Source organism: Actibacterium mucosum KCTC 23349, assembly GCF_000647975.1.
Classification (GTDB): Bacteria; Pseudomonadota; Alphaproteobacteria; order Rhodobacterales; family Rhodobacteraceae; genus Actibacterium; species Actibacterium mucosum.
This window is the reverse complement of record NZ_JFKE01000002.1, coordinates 441,059-466,381: the sequence shown is the minus strand read 5'-3', so window position 1 is coordinate 466,381 and position 25,323 is coordinate 441,059. Positions and strand designations below refer to the sequence as shown.

Below are 25,323 nucleotides of genomic sequence, written 5' to 3'. Positions count from 1 at the left end.
TCGGTTGAGGGTAAATCGTCCATAACCCGCCTGAAAACAAGGGGTCCCCATGCCGCACCAATCCTATGTGATCGACGAGATGATTTCCGCCAAGACCATCGCCGCCCGGGTCGAGGCGCTGGCGGCCGAGATCACCGATTGCTTTCGCGACACCGACAAGCTGATCGTGGTGGGGCTGTTGCGCGGCTCGTTCGTGTTCATCGCCGATCTGGTGCGCGAGCTGGACCTGCCGGTCGAGGTCGATTTCCTCGAGGCCTCCAGCTATGGCGACGGTATGGAAAGCAGCCGGGAAGTGCGCATTCTCAAGGACTTACGCAGTCAGATCGAAGGGCGCGACGTGCTGGTTGTTGAAGATATCGTCGATACGGGGTTCACCCTCAGCCACGTGCGCCACCTGCTCAGCGGGCGCAATCCGGCACGCCTGAAGATCTGTGCGCTGCTGGACAAACCCAGCCGCCGCGAGGTCGACATCCGCGCCGATTGGACCGGCTTTGAAATCCCCGACGAGTTCGTGGTGGGCTATGGCATCGACTTTGCCCAACGCAATCGCAACCTGGGTTACATTGGCAAGGTGCGTTTCACCGAAGACTGAGTTATGCGCACCCACGCGCCAAATCTGTTCGTTTTTGCACGGAAGGAAAAGTGGGCTGAAACGTTAAACTCTCGGGGAAACCATTTAGAACCGGAGGATTCCATGTTCACCAAACCCAAATTGATTGCTGCAATTGCCTCAGCCACCATCGCCGCCGGCACCGCTTTTGCGGGCGGCCACAACGCCTCGCCCGAACAGCAAGCCGCGAAAGCACGGCAGGCACAGATGAACCTTTACGGCTATAACCTGGGCGTTTTGGGCGCCATGGCCAAGGGCGAAGCAGAGTTCAACGCAGACATCGCCAAAGGCAGCGCAGCCAACCTGGTGGCGCTGGCCTCGATGAACCAGGCAACCTATTGGCCGGCCGGTTCGGACAATGCGTCGATCGAAGGCACCCGTGCTTTGCCCGCCATCTGGGAGAAGTCGGACGAAGTCTTTGGTTACGCCAACGCCCTGATCGAAGCCGCCACCGCTTTGGAAGCGGCATCGGGTGATCTGGACGGCGTGCGCGCTGCACTGGGTGGTGTGGGCAAAGCTTGTGGCGATTGCCACAAAGCCTTCCGCGCACCGCGCTAAGCCGTTACAAAGGCGCGCATAATTTTGCGCGCCTTTTCCTTTTTTTGATAGATTTCGAGGGCTGAGATGGGCCGTATCCTGCGCATTTTAATCGGGCTGGGCATTGTGGGCGCGGCGGCATTTTGGGTTATGACCGCCCCGGAAAGCCTGAGCGAGGACAGCATCAGCGGGCTGGAACCAAACGTCACAAACGGCGAAACCGTATTCTATGCGGCTGGCTGCGCGTCCTGCCATGCGGCACCAAATGCCACCGGTGAGGACAAGCTGGTGCTTGCAGGCGGTCAGAAATTCCCCAGCCCCTTCGGCACGTTCGTCGCCCCGAATATCTCGCCCTCCGAGGCCGGGATTGGCGGCTGGTCGACGATCGATCTGGTGAATGCCGTCAAGCTTGGTGTTTCCCCCGATGGCGCGCACTACTTTTCCGCCTTCCCCTATACGTCCTATGGCCGGGCCGAGCTGAAAGACCTGGTGGACTTGAAAGCCTTCCTAGACACGTTGCCTGCTGACTCAACCCCCAATCAGCCGCATGACGTAAGCTTTCCGTTCAACATCCGGCGCAGCCTGGGGGGTTGGAAACTGTTGTTCGGAGGCACCGGGTGGGTAATGGCCGACGACGCCCTGTCGCCCGAGCTGGAACGTGGCCGGTACCTGGTCGAGGCCTTGGGTCATTGCGGCGAGTGTCACACGCCCCGCAACGCCTTGGGCGGGCTGGACCGCGCCCGCTGGATGGGCGGCGCCCCCGATCCCAGCGGCAAGGGACGTGTTCCCAACATCACGTCAGCTGCTTTGACATGGTCACCCGAAGATGTCGCCTATTACCTGGAAAGCGGGTTTACGCCTGAATTTGACAGTGCCGGCGGACATATGGCCCATGTAATCGAGAACACCGCCAAACTGAGCCCGGAAGACCGCGCCGCAATTGCCGCGTATCTTCAGGCCATACCGGCTGTTTCCAAAGCGGCGGAGTGACGGGGAAAATCCCCACTAATACATCATAGCTGTTACATTTGCGCCGGTAGTATCTTAAGTCTCGGATAACACGAGCGGGAGCGCGACGCAGATGAAGCGACTGATACCGATTGTAGCCGTGGCCCTGTTGGCCATTGCCGTGGTTTTTGGCAGCGGGATCATTCCGCAGCAAAACGGGTTGCGCGGCAACCTGCACATTGTTTCGGGTTCAGAAAACAAGGCCCTGGAACCGATCATTGCCGAATGGGGCAACGAGAACGGTGTCGATGTCAAAGTCACTTACAAGGGGTCCGTGGATATCTCGCGTATCCTGGGCGAAGGTGCCGAGGGCGAATTTGATGCCGTCTGGCCAGCAAATTCGCTGTGGATCGAACTGGGTGACACCCAGAAAGTGGTAAAGCACCGCGAGTCGATTTTGCGCTCGCCCGTTGTGTTGGGCCTGCGGCGACCGATTGCGGAGCGGCTGGGCTGGGTCGGGCGCGACGACATCACCGTGCAGATGATCCAAGAAGCCGCAAGCGCCGATAAGTTCCGCCTGTCGATGACCTCGGCCACGCAATCAAACTCGGGCGCTTCGGCCTATTTCGGCTTTCTCTATGCGCTGGGGGACAACCCCGACGTTCTGACGCTGGACGATCTGGGCGATGAGGCACTGCAGGACAAGGTGCGCGATCTGCTGGCGCAGGTGGACCGGTCGTCGGGCTCGTCGGGCTGGCTGAAGGACAGCCTGGTCGCCAATCCGCGGGCCTTTGACGCGATGTTCAACTACGAGGCGCTGGTGATCGAGGCCAACCAGGCGCTGGTCGCATCGGGCCAGGACCCGCTTTACGTGATCTACCCGGCCAATGGTCTGTCGGTGGCCGACAGCCCGCTGGGCTATGTGAACAAGGGCAACGCCGAAACCGAAGAGGCCTTTTTGAATCTGCAGGCGCATCTGCTGAGCGATCCGGTGCAGGATCAGCTGGTGGCGCTGGGCCGGCGCGCCGGTCTGATCGGCTTGGCGGCCGACAATGCCGACACGGCGGTCTGGAACCCCGAGTGGGGTGTCGACCTGAACCGCGCCATCGCCCCGATCCCCACCCCCGACGCCGCAGTGATCGGCGAGGCACTGCGGCTGTATCAGTCTGAGCTGCGCAAACCGTCGCTGACGGTTTGGGTGCTGGACGTGTCCGGCTCGATGGAAGGGGAACCGCTGGACCAGTTGAAAGCCGCGATGGGGCTGCTGCTGGATGCCGAGGCCGCGGCGGTGAACCTGCTGCAACCCTCGTCGCGCGATATCAATATCCTGCTGGCCTTCAACCACGAACACCTGCCGCCCGAAACCTATAAAGGTGCCGAACCTGCCGCCCTGCGACAGGCGCTGAACACGGTGCAGGGCTTGCAGGCCGGCGGCGGCACCGACCTTTATGCCGCGCTGTGGTACGCGCTGGAGGCGTTGGAGCCGTACCATGCCGACGGCACGCTGTTTGATTATCTGCCCGCCATCGTGGCGATGACCGACGGTGCCTCGGACACGATCAACCGCGACCTTCTGCTGCGCACGTTGGAAACCAACGGGTTCGGCTCGGACGTGCCGATCCACGCGATTGCCTTTGGGGCCGCCGACGAGACACAGCTGAAAGAGCTGAACGAGGCCACGATCGGCAGACAGTTTTCCGCCGGGTCGGATCTGGCCGGGGCGCTGCGTAAGGCCAAGGGGTATAACTGATGAAACTGCCTGACGGGCCCAGACAAATCCTGGCCGGTGTGCTGGCGGCGGTTGTCTTTCTGGCTCTTTATTTTGGCATCTCGCTGGTCTGGTGGGCGGCGCTTGGCCTGGGCATTATCGTGTACTTCGCACTGCTTCTGGTTGTTGGACGGCGGACCCCGGCAGATGAGGTGATGCTGAGCAGCCGCGTGTCAGCCGCCGATGTCAAATCCGCAGGGACAGCGTTACAGGACGCCGCCAACCGATTGGCCGGCGTCGCAGAAACCGCCCCACAGACGGACAGGGCCGCATTGGTAGAGATGGCGGATCACCTGCGTTCGATCCGCGAAAACGTTCTGGCTGACCCGCAGGATTTCCGCTCGGCCCGCCGGTTTGTGAACAACTACCTGCCCGTCGTCGTGCAAACGGTCGAGGCCTATGGCGCCCTCGCCCGCCGTGCGGGTCCCAAACATGGCGACAGGCTGCAAGCGCTAGGCACACAGATCCGCAGCTTTGGCCCGGTCATCGAAGAGATCGACCGCGCTTGCCTTGAAAATGATTTCGCGGCGCTTGAAGTTCAGGTGGCCGCCCTTGCGACGCAAATGGACCGTGGATAGATGAACCGTTCGATTATTGGCCTGATCATTCTGCTTGTTGTTGCCGGACTGGCTGCCGGCATATCGTTTCTGGACCTCTCCAGCCTGACACGACAGGTCGAACGGCGCGACCCGGTTGAGGTGTCGATCTTTTACGGCGGCGAAAAATCGGCGCTGCTGAAAAACCCGCAAGTCGCCGAAATCATCGAGAACCGCTACAAAATCACGCTGAACGCCTCGAAGGCCGGGTCGGTCGAGATGGTGACAACGCTGGACAGCACCGGGCGGCACTGCCTGTGGCCGTCGAACATGGTTGCGGTGGAACTGGCGCGTCTTTCCGGCAAACCAGTCAAAAGCGACGAAACCATTTTCAACTCGCCCATCGTGTTTTACGCGTGGTCCGACGTGGCCGATGCGCTGACCAGCGCCGGGGTTGTGGCCAAACGCAATGACGGGTTCCTGACGGCGGATGTGCAGGCGCTGGGCAAGCTGATCGAAGACGGCGCGCGGTGGAAAGAAGACCTGGGCCTGAACATTTACGGGCCGTTCAAAGTGTTCTCGACCCACCCGGCCAAGTCGAACTCGGGCAATATCTGGTCGGGTCTTTTGGCCACGGTTCTGAACGGCGGCGACGTACCCACCGAAGAAAGCCTGCCGACTCTGCTGCCCCGGATCGAAGATTACTTTGCCGCGATGGGCCATATGGAAGCCAGTTCTGGCGACATTTTCGAAAACTTCTTGAAACAGGGTATGGGCGCGCGGCCGATCATCGTGGGCTATGAAAACCAGCTGGTCGAGTTTTTGAACGAAAACGCCAATTTCGCCGACCTGATCAAGTCGAAAATCCGCGTGATCTATCCGGAGCCGACCGTTTTTGCGTCGCACCCGCTGATCTCGCTCAGCCCGGTCTGTGATCGCCTGAAAGAAGCGTTGATCGACCCCGACCTTCAGGCGATCGCCTGGGCCCAGCACGGGTTCCGCACCGGGTTGATCGGGGTAGAGAACGACCCGTCCGAGATCAAGGCAGCCGCCCTGCCCGACACCGTTTCCCTGGTGGTGCCCATGCCGGCCGCTGGCGTGATGCAGCGGGTTATTGCCGCCGTAAGATAAAACTTGCTGCAATGCGGCAATGTGACTCTTCCTGTCCGGCGAACCGTGCTTAGATAAAGCTCTAATCATCGAGCAAATAATCTGAGCGACGGGGTCCGCAATGCGTTTCGTAGCCACCAGCATTTTTCTTTTCACCGCGGCTTTGCCCGTGTCAGCCGAGGTTACCGGCGAGGTTCGACTTGGCGTGACACAAGCCGGCGACATTTCCGGCGCGGCTTTCTTTGCCGACGGCACTTGGGCCTACGAATTCGGGGCGTTCGGCGTGTCGTTGGGATCTTACGGTGTGTGGACCGGTAAGGATCACCCACATGAAACCTATGCCGCTCTGACCTATGACCTGGGCCCCGGAAAACTGGCCCTGGGCGTGCCGCGCCCGGCATATGACCTGTTTGCGGTTTCGGCCATTGATCACGTTTTACCCGCGCTTGGTCTGGCCAATGTTGCGCAAACCCGCAGCCACGCAACAGCGGTGGCCACTGCAGGCGGCGGTGTTCCCTTGGGCGCCAGCTTTGCCAGCGACCAATTTGCCGCGTCCGTTGTGCATATTGACACCACAAACGCGACGGTTGTCAGCGTCGGCGGACGTTTCGGTAATGTCCCACTATTTGAGGGGGCATTGGAATTGGTTGAACAGTCCGGCGACAGCCATGCAAACGCCAAACTGGGTGTGGTTCACAGGATCGACGCGATGACATTGCACGCAACGCTGTTTCACAGTGATGTTGCCGGTCAGGCGATTGAACTCGGAACCAGCTTTCCGGTCGGCAATAACGTGCAACTGGACCTGTTCGCACAGGTTCCGGACGAAGGCTTTGACAATGCCACCGTAGGTGCCGCCGCAAAGTTTCCGTTGGGCGTCTACAGTTTCTTGAATACAGCCGTGGCGCGCGACACGAACGGCGAAGGAGCTTACGCGGCATCCATCGGGTGGCGGTTCTGAGGTCTATTTGCCAGCCAGTTTGCGTGCACGCGCGTCGCGAAGGCGGGCGAAATCGTCGCCGGCGTGATAGCTGGACCGGGTCAGCGGCGTGGCCGAAACCATCAGGAAGCCTTTGTTATACGCGGCTTTTTCGTAACCGGCGAATTCTTCGGGCGTGACGAAACGGTCCACCGCGTGGTGCTTGGGCGTGGGCTGCAGATACTGACCGATGGTCAGGAAATCGATATCGGCGGCGCGCATGTCTTCCATCACCTGCACCACGGCTTGCTTGTCCTCGCCCAAGCCAACCATGATGCCCGACTTGGTAAAGATCGACGGGTCGATCTCTTTCACACGTTGCAACAGCCGCAGCGAGTGGAAGTATCGCGCGCCGGGCCGCACCTCGGGGTACAGCCCCGGCACGGTTTCCAGGTTGTGATTGAACACATCCGGTTTGGCCGCCACCACAACCTCCAGCGCTTCGGGCGCACAGCGGATGAAATCGGGGGTCAGGATCTCGATTGTGGTTTTGGGAGAGCGTTTGCGGATTGCGCGGATCGTCATGGCGAAATGCTCGGCGCCTCCATCTTCGACATCGTCGCGGTCGACCGAGGTTACAACAACGTGGTTCAGGCCCAGCTTGGCCACCGCGTCGGCCACCCGGCCCGGCTCGAACACGTCCAGATCCTCGGGCGGTTTGCCGGTGGCGATGTTGCAGAAGGTACAGGCGCGGGTGCAGACCTCGCCCATGATCATCATCGTGGCGTGGCCCTGCGACCAGCATTCGCCCACATTGGGGCATCCGGCCTCTTCGCAGACGGTCACCAGCTTGTGCTCGCGCATGATGTTGCGAGTGTCTGTGTAACCCTTGCCGGTGGGCGCCTTGACGCGGATCCAGTTGGGTTTGCGCGGCTGCGGATTGTCTGGCTTGTGCGCCTTTTCGGGGTGGCGCTGCTCGGGGATCTTCAGGTCACGCATGTCTATCTCCTCATTGCACAGTATTTACGCCTCTTTTGGAACTTGTCCAAGGGCTTGCCACACATGTTTGCCATGCAAACAGAGCAACCCTGCCCCCTTCGGTTTGGCCTTTGTCCGGCGAAATTGCGCTTTTGTGACCGGGCCCTGTCACAAAACCGGTGGCGGCGACCACTCCTTGTAGATGAGCAATCCGGGAGGTCCTCATGACAAATGACTATGACGTAGTGGTGGTAGGAGCAGGTTACGGCGGCGTCATGGCCGCGCTGCGATTGGCGGGCAAAGGGCGCAAGCACAGGTTCAGGGTGGCGCTGATCAATCCACGAAAACACTTTGTGGAACGGTTGCGTCTGCACGAAACAGTTCGGCCCGATACCGACACGCAACTGCGCAGCTTTTGCCTGCAAACATTGTGCGGCAAGCAGGGCATTTCCTTTTATCCCGGGCAGGTCACGCGCATCGACCGTGAGGCCCTTGCGATCACGGTGGATCAAGGCGATATCGGGTCCTGCACCCTCAACTATCAACGGTTGGTGCTGGCCACCGGTTCCAGCGCCGCCGCGCCAGATCTGCGTGGCGCAAACCATCACTGCTATGTCATGGACAGCAACGCCGAGCGCGGACCGGCAGCATTGCAGCGCGCCATAGGTAACCTTTCCGCGCCACGCATCAACATCGTGGGTGGCGGTACAACCGGGATCGAACTTGCCGCCGAGTTGGCGCAGCACCCCGGGGCTGACGTTCATCTGGTAACAACCGAAAAGGTTGGCAAGGCACTGCACCCACGGGTCGGCGACCATGTTCGCCGCACTTTGTTGCGCAAGGGTGTGCGCCTGCACGAACACACCCCGGTAAAGGAGGTATTTGGTGAACAGATCGAAACCGACCGCGGCACCCTGCCCCATGACATCGTAATCGCCGCAAGCGGCTTTAGCACTTTCAATCAATGGCCGGGGTTGGACTTGAACCGCGCGTCCAACGGGCGCATATGCACGGACCCTTTCCTGCGTGCCCCGCAAGACAAACGAATTTTCGTGGTTGGCGACGCCGCGTTGCCCGATCTGCAAAAAACGCAAGGCAGCGCGCCCGCACGGATGTCGGTGTTTTTTGCACTGGCCAGCGGCGCCCATGCAGCCGATGTTATTCTGGACGAAAGGGCCGGCCGGGTACCACGTAGATTTGCCTATTGGACCTACGGTCAGGCCGTGGGTTTGGGGGATGAAGCAATCGGATATGGCACAATGCGCTTTGATCAGGCTTACCGGCCATTCTTTGTGGGCAAGACAGGCGCCGCAATGCGGAGGTTCTTTATCTCGGTGCTGTATCAACTGATCATGCTGCAGGCGCGTTGGCCCAGCCTTCCGTTTTTCCTTGGGCGGCCTTTGCGGGGGGCCGGGCGTCTCTGGCAGCCTGCGGCGCAAACCTTGGGAAAGGAAAAGACGGAGGCGAAACTTGGCGCGGATTGAAGAGCACTGGCATACAGCCTTCGCCGTCGCCTACCGGATTCTCGGGTTGCCGTGGCAGGCCGAGGATGTGGCGCAGGACACGATGGAAGCCATGCTTTCCCGGCCCCATCCCGATATTCGCAATCTGGGTGCGTATGTTGGGGGCACTGCGGCGAAACTGGCGCTTAATCGGCTGCGGTCGGACACACGCCTGGCAAAGCGTCACGCGAGATTTGGTTTGCCCGCCGCTCTTGACGAAAACCATGTTACAACAACCGACGCACGGATTGATCTGGGCTATGCGGTGACGGCAATGGGATTGCGGCTGAGCCCGCTTATGCGCGCCGTTTTTGTTCTGCGCAGCGGGTTTGACATGCCCTATAGTCAAATCTCCAATAGTCTCAACTGCACCGAAGCCGCGGCAAGACAGGCCTTTTCCCGGGCATGCCGGAAAATGGTCGAGACCCCATTGCCACCAACACAGCCAGCCGCCAGCACCGAGGAACTGGCCCGTTTCGTTGCGTTGGTCACGGCTGGCGACGCCGACGCATTGGCACAAAGTCTGGCCGAGGAAATAGCCCTGCACAGCGACGGCGGCGCGCAAGCCCCGGCCTTTGGGAAAACCATCACCGGACGCAGCCGGATCGCCGGGTTTCTTGTGGTCTCGCCCCCTTTGTTGGGCTCCGGTTTGCAGGTCGGATTTACCACGGGTCTGTCGGGGCCTTTGCTGCATCTGCGAGGAAAAGATAACCTGTCAAAGCTGATCGTTTCCGCGCAAGTGTCAAACGGACGTCTGACCCGTAATTTCGCGCTGTCCAACCCGGAAAAACTGGACCCCAAACAGCAACAAAAGGCCGCATTCTAACCAAGATGCCCAACGGCAAGGCACGCCCGGACAATTCGCGAGGCAACGATCACATCATCGACCGCGGACCATTGAAGGGCAGCTCGGAATCACCTAAGTGGTTCTGCGATGCAGAAAGCGTGATTTCGCGCAACAGGAGTACCCATATGCAACCCGGCTATCGTCTTCCCGAAGTGACATTCCACACCCGCGTGCGCGACGACGCGATCGAGGGTCCGAACCCGTTCAAATGGGAAGACAAGACCACCGCCGACTACTTCGCCGGCAAGCGTGTTGTGCTGTTCTCGTTGCCCGGTGCGTTCACCCCCACCTGTTCAACCTATCAGCTGCCCGGTTTCGAAAAAGGTTTTGCCGATTTCGCCGCCGAAGGCATCGATGCGATTTACTGCATGTCGGTGAATGACAGCTTTGTCATGAACAAATGGGCCGAGGCGCAGGCGCTGGAAAACGTTGCCGTGATCCCCGATGGCTCGGGCGAGTTCACCCGCCGCGTTGGCATGCTGGTGCGCAAGGACAACCTGGGCTTTGGCCTGCGGTCGTGGCGCTATGCGGCCATCGTCAATGACGGCGTGATCGAAGCTTGGTTCGAAGAGCCGGGCCTGTCGGACAACCACGGTGATGATCCCTACGGTGAAAGCTCGCCCGAAACCGTGCTTGCATGGCTGAAAGAGGCCAAAACCGCAGCGGCCTAAGCGCCTTTAAAACCTGTCACGGGTCTGCTGCAAGAGCTGATCCGTGGCGGTTTGCAAAAGCGCGGCGAGGTCCCCAACCCAAGGATCATCTGCCGTACGATGACGACAGACCAGGGCGATTCCGCGCCCCGGTTCCTCTCCCGAAAAGCGTCGCAGCGCGAGTTTCGGGTTGCCGGCTACCTCGCGCGGGATGGCGAGTTCCGGTAACAGTGTGACCCCAAACCCCTCGGCCACCAAACCGCACAACGTGCCCAGTGACGAGGCCGCCATGTCTACACGTGTTTGTGGTCGGCGCATGGCACAGACATCCAGTGCCTGATCCGCAAGGCAATGTCCGTCATCCAGCAAAAGCAAGCGGTTCGGATCCAGATCGCGGGGTTTTACCGCCTCGCCCACACGCGCGACGGCGTCGGCGGTTCCGGCAAGCAGGAACCGATCATCGGCAATGGGCAACGAGGTCATCGCATCCCCCGGCACGGGCGTGGCAAGGATCGCAGTATCAAGATGCCCTTCCTCCAACGCGCGGACCAGGCGTTCCGTTGTGGCCTCGTGCACTCGTAAATCCAGTGTGACATTGCGAGCGCGCAGCAATGGCAACGCAACGGGCAACAGGTAGGGCGCAATTGTGGGGATCACCCCCAGCGTTAACCGGCCGGACAATCCCTGCGCCCGCCGCGCCTGGGTTTCCAACGCGCGCATGTCAGCCAGCACCGTTTCGGCGTGACGCAGCAGGTCATGCCCTGCAGGCGTCAGCACAGCCCGGCGCGGCTGACGCTCCACAAGCCGGGTGCCAAGTTCAACCTCTAACTCTTTGATCTGCGTAGATAACGCGGGTTGAGACACGTGGCATTCCGCCGCCGCCCGGCCAAAATGTCCTGTCCGGGCAAGAGCGGTGAAATACGTCAATTGGCGCAGGGTGATGTTCATAACCCTTGGTTATCACACTACCCGATTACGGAAAACCTAACCTATCAACCCGCCACCCGGGCCATAGGTTTCCTGATAATGCCGGTTCAGGCGTTGCAGCGCGATACGCAGGACAATCTTTCCAGACCGCGCCGACCACCCCATACGCTTCTCCGCGGTTTCCATGCCTTCAAGATAGCAGCAGCAGCGCAGGACGACATCACCCAGACCCGGGCCCAGATCACGCAATGCTGCGGCAACCCTGTCGCGCGCGGCGCGCGGGCCGTCTGCCCCCCCGCCGGAACCAAAACCACCCATGTTACCCCCGGTCAGGAAACCGTCCCAGTTTTGGGTTACACGTGCGCCCATCTGCGCCAGCTCAAAATCCTCGCGCAGCCGCTCGCCGGCCCGCACAAGATCGGGCGACAGGAACGGTTGCCCGCTTTTGTCCTTGCGTCGCGCAAGCACGGCAAGCGGCGATTCCGCCAAATTCACGCGTACCTTTTCACCCGGTCCGTCGGCCTGAGGCACCACACGCTCCCCCCAATCGCGGTTCTGCGCGGCAAAGGGGGCCTGCGCCTCGGCAAACCCTGCCTGTGCCTTTGGATCGTCGGCCAACAAGCGCTTGAGCGCTGCCCGACCGGCCGAAGTAATTTGATATGTTGCAATTCGCCCCGCGCTTTTGCGTTCGATCCAGTCTTTCAACGCAAAGGCCTCGGCCACACCGCGCGAGACAACGGCAATTCGTGTGGCGTCGCCGTCGGCGTTCTCTTTCAGTACAACCGCTTTCTCGAGATCGGCGGCGATGGCCAAAAATGCCCCCGCTTCGCAAAGGCGCCGAAGAATGCGGCGGGCCTCCTTATCGATTTGGGCGTCATCCGGAGCGGTGAATTCGCGAATTGGGGCGGTCATGTTGTTGGTTTCCTTACGTTCTGGGGTGCACAGAAAGCTCTGACCAAGTCCCAACAACGCCGCATCGACCAGCGGGTCGTCGCGCCGTTGCTCCAGCTTTCGAATGCTGCGCATGACTGTGGATGGGTGACGGGCCGAGCGCCGCGCGATCTCGCGAATGGACTGCCCACCCACCGTGTGGGTGAGGTAACAGACCACGGCATCCGGGACCCAAACCGGGAAAACCGGAATTTGCGCTGGATGCTGCTGCGTGTCGCTATTCACACTTGCCCCCTGGTCGTGACGAGCGGCATCTGTCTGTCATTCTGACGAGTTCGAAATACACGCTAAGGTTGTTTTTCTTACCACAAGGTTAACAAACAGGCCGATTTCGATAATTGTTCCAAAGATATAAACACTCTTGAAACCATCGCTCGGTGGAACTGTGCAAAACGCAACACCCGCTTAAGTTGTGCTTGTCTCTTTCGGACACACATCAGGAGACCCACCATGACCGACCCGATCCAGCTGCTGAATGCCCTGCGCCGCCCACGTCTTTTGATCCGCGCCGCACGATTTGGGTTGGCAGACTATCGCCGTGACCGAGACCTGACCCGGTTGCTCGGACAAGGGGCAGTGCCTGCACCCGCGCAATCTCTGGACGTTCTGTTGGAACAGGAAGAGGCATTGGAACAAACCCGCAGATCAGGTGACGCTGGGTATTCGATTGCACGTCATGTCGAGGTGCTGATCGCCCTGATCGCGGAATCGCGCCTGATCCCCCGTGGCCCCGACGGCGCAATGGGTTAACCCGACAACACCCAAACACGTCACCGGGCCTTGCAACGCACGGCCCGGCGGCCTATCAGCGGGGCATGAACAGCACCTCTCATGACCGCCTTTTGATCATCGATTTCGGCAGCCAGGTCACGCAGCTGATTGCGCGCCGCCTGCGCGAGCTGAGCGTCTATTGCGAAATCCACCCCTATCAGAATGTCACCATGGACTTTGTGCGCGATTTTGCGCCCAAGGCAGTGATCTTTTCAGGTGGCCCCGACAGTGTGACCCGCGACGGCAGCCCGCGTGCCCCGCAGGACATCTTTGACTACGGCGTGCCGATCCTGGGCATTTGCTATGGCCAGCAGGTGATGATGCAGCAACTGGGCGGCAAGGTTGAAGGCGGCAAGATTTCGGGCGGTGGCGGTACCGCCGAATTTGGCCGCGCCTTTGTTACGCCCGAAGGCACCCTGCCCCTGCTGAACGGTTGGTTTACCGAAGGTGACGAGCAGGTCTGGATGAGCCATGGCGACCATGTCAGCCAGATTGCACCTGGGTTCGAGGTTTTTGGAACCTCGCCCAACGCGCCCTACGCCATCACCGCCGATCGCGCCCGCAATTTCTATGCGGTGCAGTTTCACCCCGAAGTGCACCATACCCCCAACGGCGCAAAGCTGTACGAAAATTTCGTTCGGTTGGCCGGGTTCAGCGGAGACTGGACCATGGGGGCGTACCGCGAACAGATGATCGAACAAATCCGCGCGCAAGTGGGCGACAAGAAGGTGATCTGTGGCCTGTCGGGCGGCGTCGACAGCTCGGTCGCGGCGATCCTGATCCACGAAGCCATCGGCGATCAGTTGACATGCGTTTTTGTGGATCACGGCCTGCTGCGCAAAGACGAGGCGACCGAGGTCGTCAGTATGTTCCGCGACAACTACAATATTCAGCTGATCCACGCGGATGAATCCGAGCTGTTCCTGGGAGAGTTGGACGGCCAGTCTGACCCTGAAACCAAGCGCAAGATCATCGGCAAGCTGTTCATTGACGTGTTCCAGAAACATGCCGACACCATTGATGGCGCTGAATTCCTGGCCCAGGGCACGCTTTACCCGGATGTAATCGAAAGCGTGTCGTTCAGCGGCGGGCCGTCGGTCACCATCAAGTCGCACCACAACGTAGGTGGCTTGCCCGAGAAGATGGGACTGAAACTGGTGGAACCGCTGCGCGAGCTGTTCAAGGACGAGGTGCGCGCGTTGGGCCGTGAACTGGGCTTGCCGACCAGTTTCATTGGCCGCCACCCCTTCCCGGGGCCGGGCCTTGCCATCCGGTGCCCCGGCGAGATCACGCGGGCCAAGCTGGACATCCTGCGCGAAGCTGACGCCGTTTATATCGACCAGATCCGCAAACACGGCCTTTATGACGAGATTTGGCAAGCCTACGTCGCCATCCTGCCCGTGCGTACCGTGGGCGTGATGGGCGATGGGCGCACCTATGACTATGCCTGCGCCCTGCGTGCGGTGACATCGGTCGACGGCATGACCGCAGACTATTACCCTTTCACGCATGAGTTTCTTGGCGAAACCGCCACCCGAATCATCAACGAGGTTCAGGGCATTAACCGCGTAACCTATGACATTACCTCAAAACCGCCCGGCACCATCGAGTGGGAGTGATTTCTGCGCAAGCATTTTGTGCAGATCATGATTTCTAACTTCTTTGTTATCCCTGTGATTTGTTCGTTACGCACCCAGTGCTACGCAAAGGCTGGGGTACATTGTCAAAGAGGTTCGGATGGTCGTCCGGGTATATAAGTGCTCGCAATGCGGGCACCGCATGCGGTTGTTTGGGACGCATTGCGGAAAATGTTATGCCGACAAGCCGCTGCGGAAGTCCGGCTGGCTGCTGACCATTGTGGTCTCGGCGGCGGTGCTTGGCCTTTTGGCGGTTGTATCCGGGGGATGAGGCGCTAGGTTCGGTTGACATCGCTGCACCTGTGGGAGGGGGCCGTGACAAAACCGGAAACACCATCTTCGAATATTCTGGTAGCGGCGGCTTGGATGGTCGGAGTCATTTCGTCCTTTTCCGCGATGGCGATTGCCGGTCGCAGCGCGCGCACAGAACTGGATACGTTCGAGGTCATGTTGTACCGGTCATTGATCGGGGTCGTGATCGTGTTGCTGGTGGCCGCATCAACGCGTCAGACGTCGCAAATACGTCCCAACCGGCTTGGCCTCCATTTCCTTCGCAATCTCAGTCACTTCATTGGTCAGAACCTGTGGTTTTTTGCCCTGCCCCTTATACCGTTGGCCAAATTGATCGCTCTTGAGTTTTCTACACCGGTTTGGGTTCTGTTCCTTGCGGCATTGTTCCTGGGAGAGGTGCTGACCAGGCAACGTATTCTGGTTGCCGTCATCGGGTTTGTGGGGGTTCTGGTAGTCGCAAATCCCGAGGTTGGCAGCCTCGACGCCGGCACCATTGCGGCCGCTCTGGCGGCCCTGGGTTTTGCCGGCTCTGCGGTGATGACCAAGCGGTTGACCCGAACCGAGCCGATCCTGTCCATCATGTTCTGGCTGACCGTCTTTCAGGCCGGAATGGGAGCGTTGATGGTTTTGTATGACGGCCAAATCACGTTGCCTTCGCCGGCGCTATGGGGGCCGGTGGCATTGGTGGGCCTGACCGGCCTGTCGGCGCATTTCTGTTTGACCAAAGCCCTGAGCCTTGCCCCATCGGTGGTCGTTATGCCCATGGACTTTCTGCGCCTGCCGACAATGACGATTTTGGGTGTGTTGTTGTATCAGGAATCCCTGGAGGTTTCCGTAGTCATTGGTGCGGCTCTGATCCTTGGCGCCAACGCAATAAACTTGCGCAAAAGCTAGCACACTCGTGCAACAGTTTTGCCCTAACGTAACAACCGGATGACGTTTGGTCAGCCATTGACCCAATAAATCGTGTATACTTAGCCTAGCTGCCAATAAGAACCAAAAGAACAAAAGCTAGGGAAGAGAATATGAAAACAGTTCTGGGAGGAGCCAGCCTTGCTGCGCTGGCAGCCACGTCAGCCCATGCGGGTGGCGTCGAGCGAACCGGTTTCACAAGTGGTCTGTTGTTCGAAGAAGGGACGCGCGTGGAACTGACCTATGCACAGGTTAACCCAACTGTCAGCGGTGCGCAGGGTACGTTGCCGGGTTTTCTGGGCGTCATTTTTCCACAAGGGGCCAGTTCCGGTGATGTTGCAGACGACTATTCCACCGTCACGTTGGGCTTCAAAACCGCTCTGAATGATCGTCTGGATGCGGCGATCATTCTAGATCAACCCATCGGCGCAGATGTGTCTTATCTGCAGCCAAGCTATCTATATGGCTTTGGCGCCGGATCCACGGCTTCGCTGAAATCGAATGCCGTTACCGCTTTGCTGAGGTATCAGATCAATGACGCGTTCAGCGTTTATGGCGGCGTTCGAAATGAACGTGTGAAAGGTGTGGTGAGCCTGTTCAGCTTTATCGGTACACCGGACTACGATTTGTCAACGCAAACCGCATCTGATTGGGGCTATGTTGTTGGTTTTGCATGGGAAAAACCCGAGATCGCGGCCCGCGTGGCTCTGAGCTATGTCTCGGCCATCACCCACACGTTGGAAACCAACGAACGGCAAGGTGCCGCCACTGGCAACACGCCATTTGACACAACCGTCCCGCAGTCGCTGCAAGTTGAATTCCAAACAGGTGTTGCCGAAAACACCCTGCTGTTTGGCTCGGTCAAATGGACGGATTGGTCGGCATTCGACATCACGCCGGTGCTTTATGACGCAAATATCGGTGGATCACTCGTCAGCTACGACAATGACACGTACACCTACACGCTGGGCCTGGGTCGCCGGTTCAACGAAAACTGGTCCGGTGCCGTGACACTGGGATACGAAAAGCAACAAGGTGGCTTTGCTGGCAACCTCGGCCCCACTGACGGCTTCTTCAGCGTTGGTCTGGGCGGCACCTACACCCGCGGCAACATGGAGATCAGCGGCGGTGCGCGGTACATCTGGATCGGAGACGCCGAAACCGAAAGCCCGATTATCCCAGGCGCTACGCAAGGTAACTTTACCGGCAATTCGGGCACCGCGTTTGGCCTGAAAATCGCTTACAATTTTTGAACCCTACCTCGCTCGGGCCAATGTCCGGGCGAGGACAAACCGTTTGACCATACAAGAACCTCTGGCTACCACGAGGACAACAGGCAGACGGGACAGACGCATGATCTATCAAACAGCAGACGAATGGCGCAACGCAGCGCAAAAGCGCGTGTTGCTGTTTGGTATGTCTGGACTGGGGAAAACCCATGTTTCCAATATGTTGCGGGGTTCAGGTGACTGGTTCCACTACTCGATCGACTATCGGATCGGCACCCGCTATATGGGCGAACACATCGCGGACAACTTCAAGCGTGAAGCGATGAAAGTACCGCTTTTGCGGGAACTTCTTCTGTCCGACAGCGTATTCATCCAATCGAACATCACGTTCAACAACCTCGCGCCGCTGTCAACCTACCTGGGCAAACCGGGCGATCCGGCAAAGGGTGGCTTGCCCTTTGCGGAATACCAGCGTCGACAGGAACAGCACCGTGCGGCAGAGGTTTCGGCATTGCTGGATACCACGCATTTCATTGAACGTGCGGCCTCGCTGTACGACTATGACAATTTCGTCTGCGACACCGGCGGTTCGATCTGCGAGGTGGTGGACCCCACAGATCCTGACGATCCCGTGATGACGGCATTGTCAGGGGCGGCCCTGATGGTGTGGATCGAAGGCTCGGACGCGCATACCGATGCGTTGGTGGAGCGTTTCGACAAAGCACCCAAACCAATGTATTATCAACCACAGTTTCTTCTTGACGCTTGGGGCGAATATCTGAGCAAAAACAAAGTGTCAGAGGGCGAAGTTGATCCAGACGACTTTGTCCGCTGGACCTATGCGCGTGCACTTGCGCATCGCCAGCCACGCTATCGCAAGATGGCCGACAACTGGGGCGTAACCGTCTGTGCCAGCCAGGTTGCCAAGCTGCGCGCACCGAGAGACTTTACCGATCTGATTGCCACGGCCCTTGAGGCACGCGGCTAATCGGATTATCTCACGGTTTCCCTATTTCATCAGGATCGGTCTTATGCCCATCAAACTGCCTTCATCCCTGCCCGCCTTCGACGTGCTGACGCGCGAAGGTGTGATGGTAATGGGCGAAGGGCGCGCGGCCCGACAGGATATCCGGCCGCTGCGGTTGGCTTTGCTGAACCTGATGCCCAAGAAGATTCAGACCGAGACACAGTTTGCCCGCTTGATCGGCGCCACGCCGCTTCAGATTGAGCTGTCGTTGCTGCGCATGTCGGAACACGAGACCAAGAACACCGCCGCCGAACACATGGCCGCGTTTTATCGGCCGTTTTCCGAGGTTCAGGCGTCGGGCGAAAAGTTCGACGGCCTGATCATCACGGGTGCCCCGATCGAGCATCTGCCCTTTGCCGACGTCACCTATTGGGACGAACTGCGCCAGATCATGGACTGGACACAGACCCATGTGCATTCCACTTTTGGCGTGTGTTGGGGCGGCATGGCCCTGATCAACCATTTCCACGGCATCAAGAAACACGATCTGGACGCAAAGGCATTTGGGTGTTTCAGACATCGGTGTCTGGATGCCTCGTCGCCCTATTTGCGCGGCTTCTCAGACGATTGTGTGATCCCGGTCAGCCGCTGGACGGAAATCCGTCAGGACGAGGTTGACGCCGTACCCGGCCTGCACACCCTTTTGGGCAGCGACGAGGTGGGCCCCTGCCTGATCGAGGACAAGGCGCATCGGGCGCTCTATATCTTTAACCATTTCGAATATGACAGTGACACGCTGAAACAGGAATACGACCGCGACGTGGACGCCGGTACTGCGATCAACGTGCCGATAAACTATTACCCGGACAATGATCCGTCCCAACCGCCGTTGAACCGCTGGCGCGGCCATGCGCATCTACTCTACGGCAACTGGATCAACGAGATCTATCAGACCACCGAATATGACCTGGCCAAGATTGGCACTTAGCATTGCCCTTCTGGCTGCCGTCCTGGTTGGGGTGACGCAGTGGCGCGCGCAATCGCGAGAGGCCGCTGCCGAGGCTGCCTATCCACCCATCGGCAAGATCTATCAGGTAGATGGCGTTGATATGCATGTGGTCGTGGCCGGTGACGGCCCAGATCTGGTTCTGATCCATGGATCAATGGGTTCCGTCCGTGATTTCACTTTTGGCCTGATGCCCGAATTGGCCAAATCCTATCGTGTCTTTGCGGTCGACCGTCCCGGTTTGGGATACAGCGGCGTGGCCCCAAATGGGCAGACCTTGGCGGTGCAATCACGCCTGATTGCGCAAGCCGCAGCGGCGGCCGGGGCACGCAACCCACTGGTTCTGGGCCAATCCTACGGTGGAGCCGTTGCGCTGAACTGGGCGGTCTCTCAACCTGAACCTCTATCCGGTCTCGTGCTTGTCTCGGCACCGTCGCACCCATGGGATACCGGGCTTGGGCGGTTCTATACCGTTACGTCACACCCTTTGGGACAGGCCATTGTGGTACCGCTTATCACCGGTTTTGTCAGACCCGGCACGGTTGCTGATGCCGTTGAGAACGCGTTCAAGCCGCAGCTTGCGCCTGAGGGTTATGCAGAGCATTTTGGCCCGCAAATGAGCCTGCGTCGGTCCTCTTTGCGGGCCAATGCCCGCCAGCGTGCTGCCTTGTTGTCCGAAGTTGTGGCGATGGGGCCAAGCTATCCAAGCATCAACCTGCCGGTGGAAATCATTCATGGGCTGGCCGATACTGTCGTCAGCCCCGACATTCACGCCCGCGCCATGGCCGAGGAAATCCCCGGTGCGGTATTTACCGCCCTGCCCGGCATTGGCCACATGCCGCACCATACCGCAATCCCTGACACGATCGATGCGGTTCACCGCGCCGCCACCCGCGCCGGATTGCGCAATGCCCTGTAATCGCGATAGTTATAGGCGAATGGGCAAGGAGGCATCATGAGCAAACCGTTCGACGGCGCCATCAGCAGGTTTTTCGAAGACGAGGCACCCAAAGAGGTGCGCAAGGCGATCGAGAAAGCGGACAAGCACGACATTTTGTCAGAAAGCTATCCGTATGATCGGGCGATGGATCGCGACGAATACGAGGATGCGATCGAAAAGCTTCAGATTGAGCTGGTTAAGCTTCAGTCAGATGTCCACGCCACCGGCAAACGTATTGTTATCGTATTCGAAGGCCGAGACGCCGCTGGCAAAGGTGGCACCATCAAACGGTTCCGCGAGAACCTGAACCCGCGCATTGCCCGGGTTGTGGCGCTGAGCAAACCCAGCGACCGCGAGATGGGGCAATGGTATTTCCAGCGCTATATTGATCATCTGCCGACCGATGGGGAAATCGTGCTGTTCGACCGATCCTGGTATAACCGCGGCGTGGTTGAGCATGTGTTTGGTTTCTGCACCGAGGATCAGCGGCGACATTTCTTCCGTCAGGTCTCGGACTTCGAAAAGATGCTGGTCGATGACGGCGTGCACCTGTTCAAGCTGTGGCTGAATGTCGGCCGGGCCGAGCAGCTGCGCCGGTTCCTCAAACGCGAGGGCGACCCGCTGAAACAATGGAAGCTGAGCCCGATCGACGTGAAGGGCCTGGCGAAGTGGGATGACTACACGTCGGCCATCGGAGAGACACTGTCGATCAGCCATACCGAACACGCGCCCTGGACGATCATCCGGTCCGACGACAAGAAACGCGCGCGGCTGGCGGGCATCCGCACCGTGCTTTCGGCCCTGGACTATGCGGGGAAGGATACCAAGGCGGTGGGCGCACCCGACGAGCAGATCTGCGGGGGGCCCGGCATCTGGGATGGCTAAGCGCGGCTATCATCACGGCAATCTGAAGGCGGCGCTTGTTGAAAGCGCGCTGAAGCTGATTGAGAAGAAGGGACCTCAGGGGTTCACCCTGTCCGAGGCGGCCAAGGCTGCGGGCGTGACCCCGGCCGCCGTCTATCGCCATTTCGAAGGCCGCGAAGACCTGATCGCCGAAGCCGCACGCGAAGGATACGAAATCTTCGCCGACCTGATGGAATTCGCCTATGACAGCGGCGCGCCCTCGGCTTTGGCCCGGTTCGAGGCGACGGGCCGCGCCTATCTGGCCTTTGCGCGCAAATATCCCGGCCACTATATGGCGATGTTCGAAAGCGGCGTGTCGATCACGTCGAACCCCGAGCTGACCATCGTCGCCAAACGCGCCACCGAGATCCTTGAAAAGGCCGCGGCCGAGCTGTCAGAACATATTCCACCAGAAAAACGCCCCCCCGCCGCGATGTTCTCGGCCCATATCTGGGCTTTGAGCCACGGGGTGGTGGAGCTTTATGCCCGCGGAGAACCCGGTGCGCGCACACCGTTCCCGCCCGACGAATTGCTGGAAAGCGGAATCGGAATTTATCTGCGCGGCCTTGGGCTGCTGCCACCGGACGAGACCTGAAGGTGCGCCTTGCGGCGCGCACCTGTGTCTCGCCTGACGCCAAAGGCGTCATTCTCGGGGTGACGCGGGGATCGGCGGCAGGGTCATTCCGAACGTCGTTTTTTACCATGCAGCGCGGCAGACTCTGCAACGGCTTAACAACATTGAGAAACTGAATAGCCACATCCGCAACGGGTTGGGATAAAATTATTGTCGGATTGGAACGAAAAAGTTATCGTTTGGTTAACAAACAAAAAACTCTTTTTGAGGCGGAGCAGACATGTCCACAGGTGTAATCGGCTTTTGCCGTTTCTCTTTCTTTGGTCCCAGCGACACAAAGCTGTCATATGATGATCGTGCGAAAGCGTTTGAAACGCTTTACGATCCGGTTCGAATGGAAACACGGTTTCTGTTGTTCGAGCATCTTTTGATGCAGGCGATGGCGCACCAGACGAACCCGAATTTTACACTGCATGTGATGTCTTCGGATGTCATGCCGGACGCCTATAAAAGGCGATTGACCAGCCTGTGCAACGACGTGAACGCGGTTCAGCTGCATCTTTGCAAGTCCGAGAAACTGGGCGCCGAGATTGCCCCGATGCTTAAGGATGCTGGCGAAAGACACAGCAAGCTGGCGCAATTCCGCATTGATGATGACGATGCCCTGTCGATCAACTTCATCGATCGGCTGCATCACTGGGCTTCGATGTTGTGGCAGGAAGCGTTGATCACGATGCCACGAGGGCTGATGCTGTATGATGAAGAAAACACGCCCAAATGTCAGCCGTTTTTCCGGTCGCTTACAGGGGCCGGTTTTGCCTACCTGACCGTAGGCAAGCCACGCAGGAATGTTTTCCAGTTCTCGCACCTGGCGTCGGGACGCCGCTATCCGGCCATGGCAGATCCCACGTTGACGTCACATATTCAGACCTTCACGTCTTCTTGCGATACAAGCTTCCGGGCGCGCCGTAAGATCGCACAATTCTCGGCACAGATGTCGGAAAAGAAATCCGAAAAAGAACTGGGGGTCATGACCCGCGAAGCACTGGATCTGGATTTCCCGTATACCACGATGTCAGACCTGCTGGACCTTCAGGCCACCGCAAACGCGCCCGAACAACTTGCCCCAATCGCGGCACAATAAAAAAAGGCGCCCGAAAACAGGGCGCCTTTTCTTTTTGGTATCGGTTGCCGCTTAACGCTTGGAGAACTGGAAGCTCCGGCGTGCTTTGCGCTTACCAAATTTCTTACGTTCCACAACGCGGCTGTCGCGAGTCAGGAAGCCAGCGGCTTTCAGCGGCGCGCGCAGGGCGGGATCGTACAATTGCAACGCTTTCGAGATGCCGTGCTTGACCGCACCAGCCTGGCCCGAAAGACCGCCGCCTTTAACGGTGGCCATTACATCGAACTGATCTTCGACGCCGGCAACCTGAAACGGCTGACGCAGGATCATCTGCAGCACCGGACGCGCGAAATACGCGGGCATGTCTTTGCCGTTGACGGTGACCTTGCCCGAACCGGGTTTAATCCAGACACGGGCAACCGCGTCTTTACGTTTACCGGTGGCATAGGAACGTCCCAGCTCGTCACGAACAGGTTCGCGGGGTTCAAAGGCATCGGCAACGGCCGCGATTGCGTCGTCGCTTGCGACTGCGCTGAGCTCTTCCAGCGAGTTAATCTCTTCAGCCATTATCAGCTCCGCGTGTTCTTGGAGTTCATGGATTTCACATCCAGCACTTCCGGCGCTTGGCCTTCATGCGGATGTTCGGTGCCGGCATAAACGCGCAGATTGGTCATCTGCTTGCGGCTCAGACGGTTGCCTGGCAGCATGCGCTGCACGGCCTTGGTCACCACGCGCTCGGGGTGGTCACCCTCAAGCAGCTGGCGCGCGGTACGGCTTTTGATGCCGCCCGGATGGCCGGTGTGCCAGTAGTAGTTCTTGTCGTCGCGCTTCTTGCCGGTCAGCTGCACCTTGTCGGCATTGATGACAATGACGTTGTCACCCATGTCCATGTGCGGCGTGAAGGACGGCTTGTGTTTGCCGCGCAGACGCATGGCGACGATCGATGCAAGACGGCCCAGCACGACGCCTTCGGCATCGATGATGATCCATTTCTTGTCGATATCCGCCGGGGTAGCGGTAAAGGTTTTCATATCTTGGCCCTCGGGCTGTGCTTACGGGTGACCGTATCGGGCACCCTGTCATTCGGATGGCGCAGTTCTAAGGGTTTTGACAGCACAGTCAAGAACAGGAAAACAGTTTTATCGCAGCTATTTCAATCACTTAAAAATAAGGTATTAAAATACCCCAATCTCATACGCCGATTTCGTGGGGTGGATTGTCCAGCAGGTCACGCAGAACCTGGCATCCGCGTCGAAACCTTTCACGTGATACACGCGAATTCACCGCCAGCCGAACAGCATTAGGTGCACGACCATCTACCAACACGTAAGCATCCGCGTTACGCAACAAGATTCCGGCATCCTCGGCTTTGCGTTGAAAGTTCGAAGCCCGCCATCCCGAGGGCATGGCCAGGTATGCAAACGCGACATCCGGGCGCGTGTGCAAATCATATCCTGCAAAGACTTCGCGCATGATCTCGACCCGCGCCGCATTGTCGGAAGCCACGGCATCGCGCACGCGATCAGCGTCGGGATGGCTCATCACATGTTCGGCCACGGTCATGATGAATTTCGACACGCCGAAAGAGGAATGGCTGGCCGCACGTTGCCCGCGATTGCGCCAACCGTCAGGGGTTACAAACCAGCCAAACCGCAGATTGGGAGCAATGGACTTGGACAGGCTGGAGATGAACCAAACCCTGTCGGGAGCAAGGTCGCGATACGAAGGGCGATCCACCCGGACAAGACCATAACTTTGATCGTCGATGATGTGGAAATCAAATTCGCGGGCCAGCTCGGCAATCTCTGCGCGACGTTCAGGCGTTGTAGAGATCGTGGTGGGATTATGCGCAAAGCCGGAAGTTGCCAGCAACTGCACGTCATGCGCCTGACAGGCGGCGCGGATAGACGCGGGCACAGGGCCATCTTTGTCCTGCTCAATTGCAACTGCTCGGCCCCGCATCTGTTGAATCGCATGGCGGAAACCAGGATAGGCAAGCTCTTCGGTCAAAACGACAGGCTTGGGTCCTTTCAGGACGGTCTGAAGGATCAACGAGATTGCGTGCTGACCACCATGTGTCAGAACCATGTGATCAGGCGACAGGTGCGCTGTTTCGAACGACTTGATTTTCTTGTGCAGGATCAGTTTGCGCAACTCGCGGCTTTGAGACATGTCCGGATAAAGCAGCATCATGTCTTCGTCCATCTCGGCAGCTTTCAGCAGCCCTTGCCGCACATGCTCGACCTGGCCGACATCCGGCAGGATGGGTGAACGCATATCCAGAACATCATCGGACAACTCGACATTTTCTACCATCAGCGATTCGCCGGCGGTGGGGCCGCGGTCAATGAGCGAGACAAATGTACCGCTGCCAACTTTTGCATTCAGTACATTTCGATCAATCAGCCATTGATAAGCCCGCGCCACGGTGCCGGGCGTTACCTTCAAATCCCACGCCAAATCGCGCACCGGGGGCATTTTTTCGCCTGTTTTCAATGATCCATCGGAAATCGAGGCCTCGATCCGCTGCGCAAGAACGCGGTATTTTGGTCCGGATGATTGTGACCAATCAATTTCCTGAATTGTACCCATCACAAAACTTCGCTCGCTTTTTCTTTTTGCACATTGTACCAATCCCACATCGAAATCAACACGGATTGTACCGATACACGAATAGGAATGCTTGT

The 25,323-nt window shown here is 58.8% G+C and carries 26 protein-coding genes; 20 read left to right on the top strand and 6 right to left on the bottom strand.

The window, feature by feature from the left end:
* The first annotated feature begins 49 nt into the window (after window positions 1–49).
* From hpt to ACMU_RS05690, 7 genes are all read left to right on the top strand, one after another.
* Window positions 50–592: a hypoxanthine phosphoribosyltransferase gene (gene hpt / locus ACMU_RS05720; protein ID WP_035257066.1), complete on the top strand. Its 543-nt coding sequence runs from the start codon at window positions 50–52 to the stop codon at window positions 590–592.
* 102 nt (window positions 593–694) lie between these two features.
* Window positions 695–1,168: a c-type cytochrome gene (locus ACMU_RS05715; protein ID WP_035257063.1), complete on the top strand. Its 474-nt coding sequence runs from the start codon at window positions 695–697 to the stop codon at window positions 1,166–1,168.
* Window positions 1,169–1,234: 66 nt separating this feature from the next.
* The gene (locus ACMU_RS05710) at window positions 1,235–2,137 is read left to right on the top strand and encodes a c-type cytochrome (protein WP_035257060.1); all 903 of its coding nucleotides are present in this window, start codon (window positions 1,235–1,237) and stop codon (window positions 2,135–2,137) included.
* A 91-nt stretch (window positions 2,138–2,228) separates the two neighbouring features.
* The gene (locus tag ACMU_RS05705; protein WP_035257057.1) at window positions 2,229–3,845 is read left to right on the top strand and encodes a vWA domain-containing protein; all 1,617 of its coding nucleotides are present in this window, start codon (window positions 2,229–2,231) and stop codon (window positions 3,843–3,845) included.
* Window positions 3,845–4,441: a 5-bromo-4-chloroindolyl phosphate hydrolysis family protein gene (locus ACMU_RS05700; RefSeq protein ID WP_035257056.1), complete on the top strand. Its 597-nt coding sequence runs from the start codon at window positions 3,845–3,847 to the stop codon at window positions 4,439–4,441. Before ACMU_RS05705 ends, ACMU_RS05700 begins: the two co-directional genes overlap by 1 nt.
* On the top strand, window positions 4,442–5,530 hold the full coding sequence (locus tag ACMU_RS05695; protein ID WP_051588005.1) for a hypothetical protein: 1,089 nt from the start codon (window positions 4,442–4,444) through the stop codon (window positions 5,528–5,530).
* 100 nt (window positions 5,531–5,630) lie between these two features.
* Window positions 5,631–6,470 (top strand): hypothetical protein, encoded by an 840-nt coding sequence (locus tag ACMU_RS05690; RefSeq protein ID WP_035257053.1) that lies wholly within the window; start codon window positions 5,631–5,633, stop codon window positions 6,468–6,470.
* A gap of 3 nt (window positions 6,471–6,473) precedes the next feature.
* Here ACMU_RS05690 and lipA read toward each other — a convergent pair whose 3' ends face one another.
* Complete coding sequence (lipA, locus tag ACMU_RS05685) at window positions 6,474–7,427, bottom strand: lipoyl synthase (RefSeq protein ID WP_035257052.1); 954 nt, start codon at window positions 7,425–7,427, stop codon at window positions 6,474–6,476.
* A gap of 203 nt (window positions 7,428–7,630) precedes the next feature.
* Here lipA and ACMU_RS05680 point away from each other — a divergent pair, with 203 nt between their 5' ends.
* From ACMU_RS05680 to ACMU_RS05670, 3 genes are all read left to right on the top strand, one after another.
* The gene (locus tag ACMU_RS05680; protein WP_081805402.1) at window positions 7,631–8,890 is read left to right on the top strand and encodes an NAD(P)/FAD-dependent oxidoreductase; all 1,260 of its coding nucleotides are present in this window, start codon (window positions 7,631–7,633) and stop codon (window positions 8,888–8,890) included.
* Window positions 8,877–9,734: a sigma factor-like helix-turn-helix DNA-binding protein gene (locus ACMU_RS05675; RefSeq protein WP_035257046.1), complete on the top strand. Its 858-nt coding sequence runs from the start codon at window positions 8,877–8,879 to the stop codon at window positions 9,732–9,734. Before ACMU_RS05680 ends, ACMU_RS05675 begins: the two co-directional genes overlap by 14 nt.
* A gap of 146 nt (window positions 9,735–9,880) precedes the next feature.
* Window positions 9,881–10,426, top strand: coding sequence for a peroxiredoxin (locus ACMU_RS05670; RefSeq protein ID WP_035257594.1), 546 nt, complete (start codon window positions 9,881–9,883; stop codon window positions 10,424–10,426).
* Between the two features lie 6 nt (window positions 10,427–10,432).
* On the opposite strand, the gene ACMU_RS05665 is transcribed toward ACMU_RS05670, so the two are convergent.
* Both ACMU_RS05665 and ACMU_RS05660 read right to left on the bottom strand, forming a co-directional pair.
* Window positions 10,433–11,353 carry a LysR substrate-binding domain-containing protein gene (locus ACMU_RS05665; protein ID WP_035257044.1) on the bottom strand — a complete coding sequence of 307 codons (921 nt, stop codon included), beginning with the start codon at window positions 11,351–11,353 and terminating at the stop codon, window positions 10,433–10,435.
* 36 nt (window positions 11,354–11,389) lie between these two features.
* Window positions 11,390–12,508, bottom strand: a complete 1,119-nt coding sequence (locus tag ACMU_RS05660) for a DUF6456 domain-containing protein (protein ID WP_236626203.1) — start codon at window positions 12,506–12,508, stop codon at window positions 11,390–11,392.
* Window positions 12,509–12,733: 225 nt separating this feature from the next.
* Here ACMU_RS05660 and ACMU_RS05655 point away from each other — a divergent pair, with 225 nt between their 5' ends.
* The 10 genes from ACMU_RS05655 (at window position 12,734) to ACMU_RS05610 (ending at window position 22,657) form a co-directional block, all read left to right on the top strand.
* On the top strand, window positions 12,734–13,033 hold the full coding sequence (locus ACMU_RS05655; protein WP_035257041.1) for a DUF6477 family protein: 300 nt from the start codon (window positions 12,734–12,736) through the stop codon (window positions 13,031–13,033).
* Between the two features lie 65 nt (window positions 13,034–13,098).
* Window positions 13,099–14,673, top strand: coding sequence for a glutamine-hydrolyzing GMP synthase (gene guaA / locus ACMU_RS05650; protein ID WP_035257038.1), 1,575 nt, complete (start codon window positions 13,099–13,101; stop codon window positions 14,671–14,673).
* Window positions 14,674–15,006: 333 nt separating this feature from the next.
* A complete protein-coding gene (locus ACMU_RS05645) occupies window positions 15,007–15,876 on the top strand; it encodes a DMT family transporter (RefSeq protein ID WP_328286652.1) in 870 nt (289 codons plus the stop codon).
* A gap of 131 nt (window positions 15,877–16,007) precedes the next feature.
* Window positions 16,008–17,147 carry an outer membrane protein transport protein gene (locus tag ACMU_RS05640; protein ID WP_035257036.1) on the top strand — a complete coding sequence of 380 codons (1,140 nt, stop codon included), beginning with the start codon at window positions 16,008–16,010 and terminating at the stop codon, window positions 17,145–17,147.
* A gap of 100 nt (window positions 17,148–17,247) precedes the next feature.
* Window positions 17,248–18,111: a hypothetical protein gene (locus ACMU_RS05635; protein WP_035257034.1), complete on the top strand. Its 864-nt coding sequence runs from the start codon at window positions 17,248–17,250 to the stop codon at window positions 18,109–18,111.
* Between the two features lie 43 nt (window positions 18,112–18,154).
* On the top strand, window positions 18,155–19,078 hold the full coding sequence (metA, locus tag ACMU_RS05630) for a homoserine O-acetyltransferase MetA (RefSeq protein ID WP_035257032.1): 924 nt from the start codon (window positions 18,155–18,157) through the stop codon (window positions 19,076–19,078).
* Entirely contained in the window at window positions 19,068–20,015 is a 948-nt protein-coding gene (locus ACMU_RS05625; RefSeq protein ID WP_035257029.1) for an alpha/beta fold hydrolase, read from the top strand. The genes metA and ACMU_RS05625 overlap by 11 nt, the downstream gene beginning before the upstream one ends.
* Window positions 20,016–20,051: 36 nt before the next feature.
* Window positions 20,052–20,921: a polyphosphate kinase 2 gene (ppk2, locus tag ACMU_RS05620; RefSeq protein WP_035257027.1), complete on the top strand. Its 870-nt coding sequence runs from the start codon at window positions 20,052–20,054 to the stop codon at window positions 20,919–20,921.
* On the top strand, window positions 20,914–21,534 hold the full coding sequence (locus ACMU_RS05615; protein WP_035257025.1) for a TetR/AcrR family transcriptional regulator: 621 nt from the start codon (window positions 20,914–20,916) through the stop codon (window positions 21,532–21,534). The genes ppk2 and ACMU_RS05615 overlap by 8 nt, the downstream gene beginning before the upstream one ends.
* 259 nt (window positions 21,535–21,793) lie before the next feature.
* The gene (locus tag ACMU_RS05610) at window positions 21,794–22,657 is read left to right on the top strand and encodes a glycosyltransferase (protein ID WP_035257023.1); all 864 of its coding nucleotides are present in this window, start codon (window positions 21,794–21,796) and stop codon (window positions 22,655–22,657) included.
* 51 nt (window positions 22,658–22,708) lie between these two features.
* On the opposite strand, the gene rpsI is transcribed toward ACMU_RS05610, so the two are convergent.
* From rpsI to ACMU_RS05595, 3 genes are all read right to left on the bottom strand, one after another.
* Entirely contained in the window at window positions 22,709–23,203 is a 495-nt protein-coding gene (gene rpsI, locus ACMU_RS05605; protein WP_035257021.1) for a 30S ribosomal protein S9, read from the bottom strand.
* A 2-nt stretch (window positions 23,204–23,205) separates the two neighbouring features.
* Window positions 23,206–23,667, bottom strand: coding sequence for a 50S ribosomal protein L13 (gene rplM, locus ACMU_RS05600; protein ID WP_035257018.1), 462 nt, complete (start codon window positions 23,665–23,667; stop codon window positions 23,206–23,208).
* 160 nt (window positions 23,668–23,827) lie between these two features.
* On the bottom strand, window positions 23,828–25,228 hold the full coding sequence (locus ACMU_RS05595; RefSeq protein WP_035257016.1) for an aminotransferase-like domain-containing protein: 1,401 nt from the start codon (window positions 25,226–25,228) through the stop codon (window positions 23,828–23,830).
* Window positions 25,229–25,323: the final 95 nt, after the last annotated feature.

Excerpts from the sequence above, each read along its gene's own strand:
- ACMU_RS05615 (WP_035257025.1), top strand. The coding sequence starts at position 20,914 with ATGGCTAAGCGCGGCTATCATCACGGCAATCTGAAGGCGGCGCTTGTT.
- ACMU_RS05700 (WP_035257056.1), top strand. The coding sequence starts at position 3,845 with ATGAAACTGCCTGACGGGCCCAGACAAATCCTGGCCGGTGTGCTGGCG.
- ACMU_RS05670 (WP_035257594.1), top strand. The coding sequence starts at position 9,881 with ATGCAACCCGGCTATCGTCTTCCCGAAGTGACATTCCACACCCGCGTG.
- ACMU_RS05635 (WP_035257034.1), top strand. The coding sequence starts at position 17,248 with ATGATCTATCAAACAGCAGACGAATGGCGCAACGCAGCGCAAAAGCGC.
- ACMU_RS05665 (WP_035257044.1), bottom strand. The coding sequence starts at position 11,353 with ATGAACATCACCCTGCGCCAATTGACGTATTTCACCGCTCTTGCCCGG.
- hpt (WP_035257066.1), top strand. The coding sequence starts at position 50 with ATGCCGCACCAATCCTATGTGATCGACGAGATGATTTCCGCCAAGACC.
- ACMU_RS05695 (WP_051588005.1), top strand. The coding sequence starts at position 4,442 with ATGAACCGTTCGATTATTGGCCTGATCATTCTGCTTGTTGTTGCCGGA.
- ACMU_RS05690 (WP_035257053.1), top strand. The coding sequence starts at position 5,631 with ATGCGTTTCGTAGCCACCAGCATTTTTCTTTTCACCGCGGCTTTGCCC.
- ACMU_RS05705 (WP_035257057.1), top strand. The coding sequence starts at position 2,229 with ATGAAGCGACTGATACCGATTGTAGCCGTGGCCCTGTTGGCCATTGCC.
- ACMU_RS05610 (WP_035257023.1), top strand. The coding sequence starts at position 21,794 with ATGTCCACAGGTGTAATCGGCTTTTGCCGTTTCTCTTTCTTTGGTCCC.
- lipA (WP_035257052.1), bottom strand. The coding sequence starts at position 7,427 with ATGCGTGACCTGAAGATCCCCGAGCAGCGCCACCCCGAAAAGGCGCAC.
- ACMU_RS05715 (WP_035257063.1), top strand. The coding sequence starts at position 695 with ATGTTCACCAAACCCAAATTGATTGCTGCAATTGCCTCAGCCACCATC.
- rpsI (WP_035257021.1), bottom strand. The coding sequence starts at position 23,203 with ATGGCTGAAGAGATTAACTCGCTGGAAGAGCTCAGCGCAGTCGCAAGC.
- ACMU_RS05710 (WP_035257060.1), top strand. The coding sequence starts at position 1,235 with ATGGGCCGTATCCTGCGCATTTTAATCGGGCTGGGCATTGTGGGCGCG.
- ACMU_RS05655 (WP_035257041.1), top strand. The coding sequence starts at position 12,734 with ATGACCGACCCGATCCAGCTGCTGAATGCCCTGCGCCGCCCACGTCTT.
- guaA (WP_035257038.1), top strand. The coding sequence starts at position 13,099 with ATGAACAGCACCTCTCATGACCGCCTTTTGATCATCGATTTCGGCAGC.
- rplM (WP_035257018.1), bottom strand. The coding sequence starts at position 23,667 with ATGAAAACCTTTACCGCTACCCCGGCGGATATCGACAAGAAATGGATC.
- metA (WP_035257032.1), top strand. The coding sequence starts at position 18,155 with ATGCCCATCAAACTGCCTTCATCCCTGCCCGCCTTCGACGTGCTGACG.
- ACMU_RS05595 (WP_035257016.1), bottom strand. The coding sequence starts at position 25,228 with ATGGGTACAATTCAGGAAATTGATTGGTCACAATCATCCGGACCAAAA.
- ppk2 (WP_035257027.1), top strand. The coding sequence starts at position 20,052 with ATGAGCAAACCGTTCGACGGCGCCATCAGCAGGTTTTTCGAAGACGAG.
- ACMU_RS05680 (WP_081805402.1), top strand. The coding sequence starts at position 7,631 with ATGACAAATGACTATGACGTAGTGGTGGTAGGAGCAGGTTACGGCGGC.
- ACMU_RS05640 (WP_035257036.1), top strand. The coding sequence starts at position 16,008 with ATGAAAACAGTTCTGGGAGGAGCCAGCCTTGCTGCGCTGGCAGCCACG.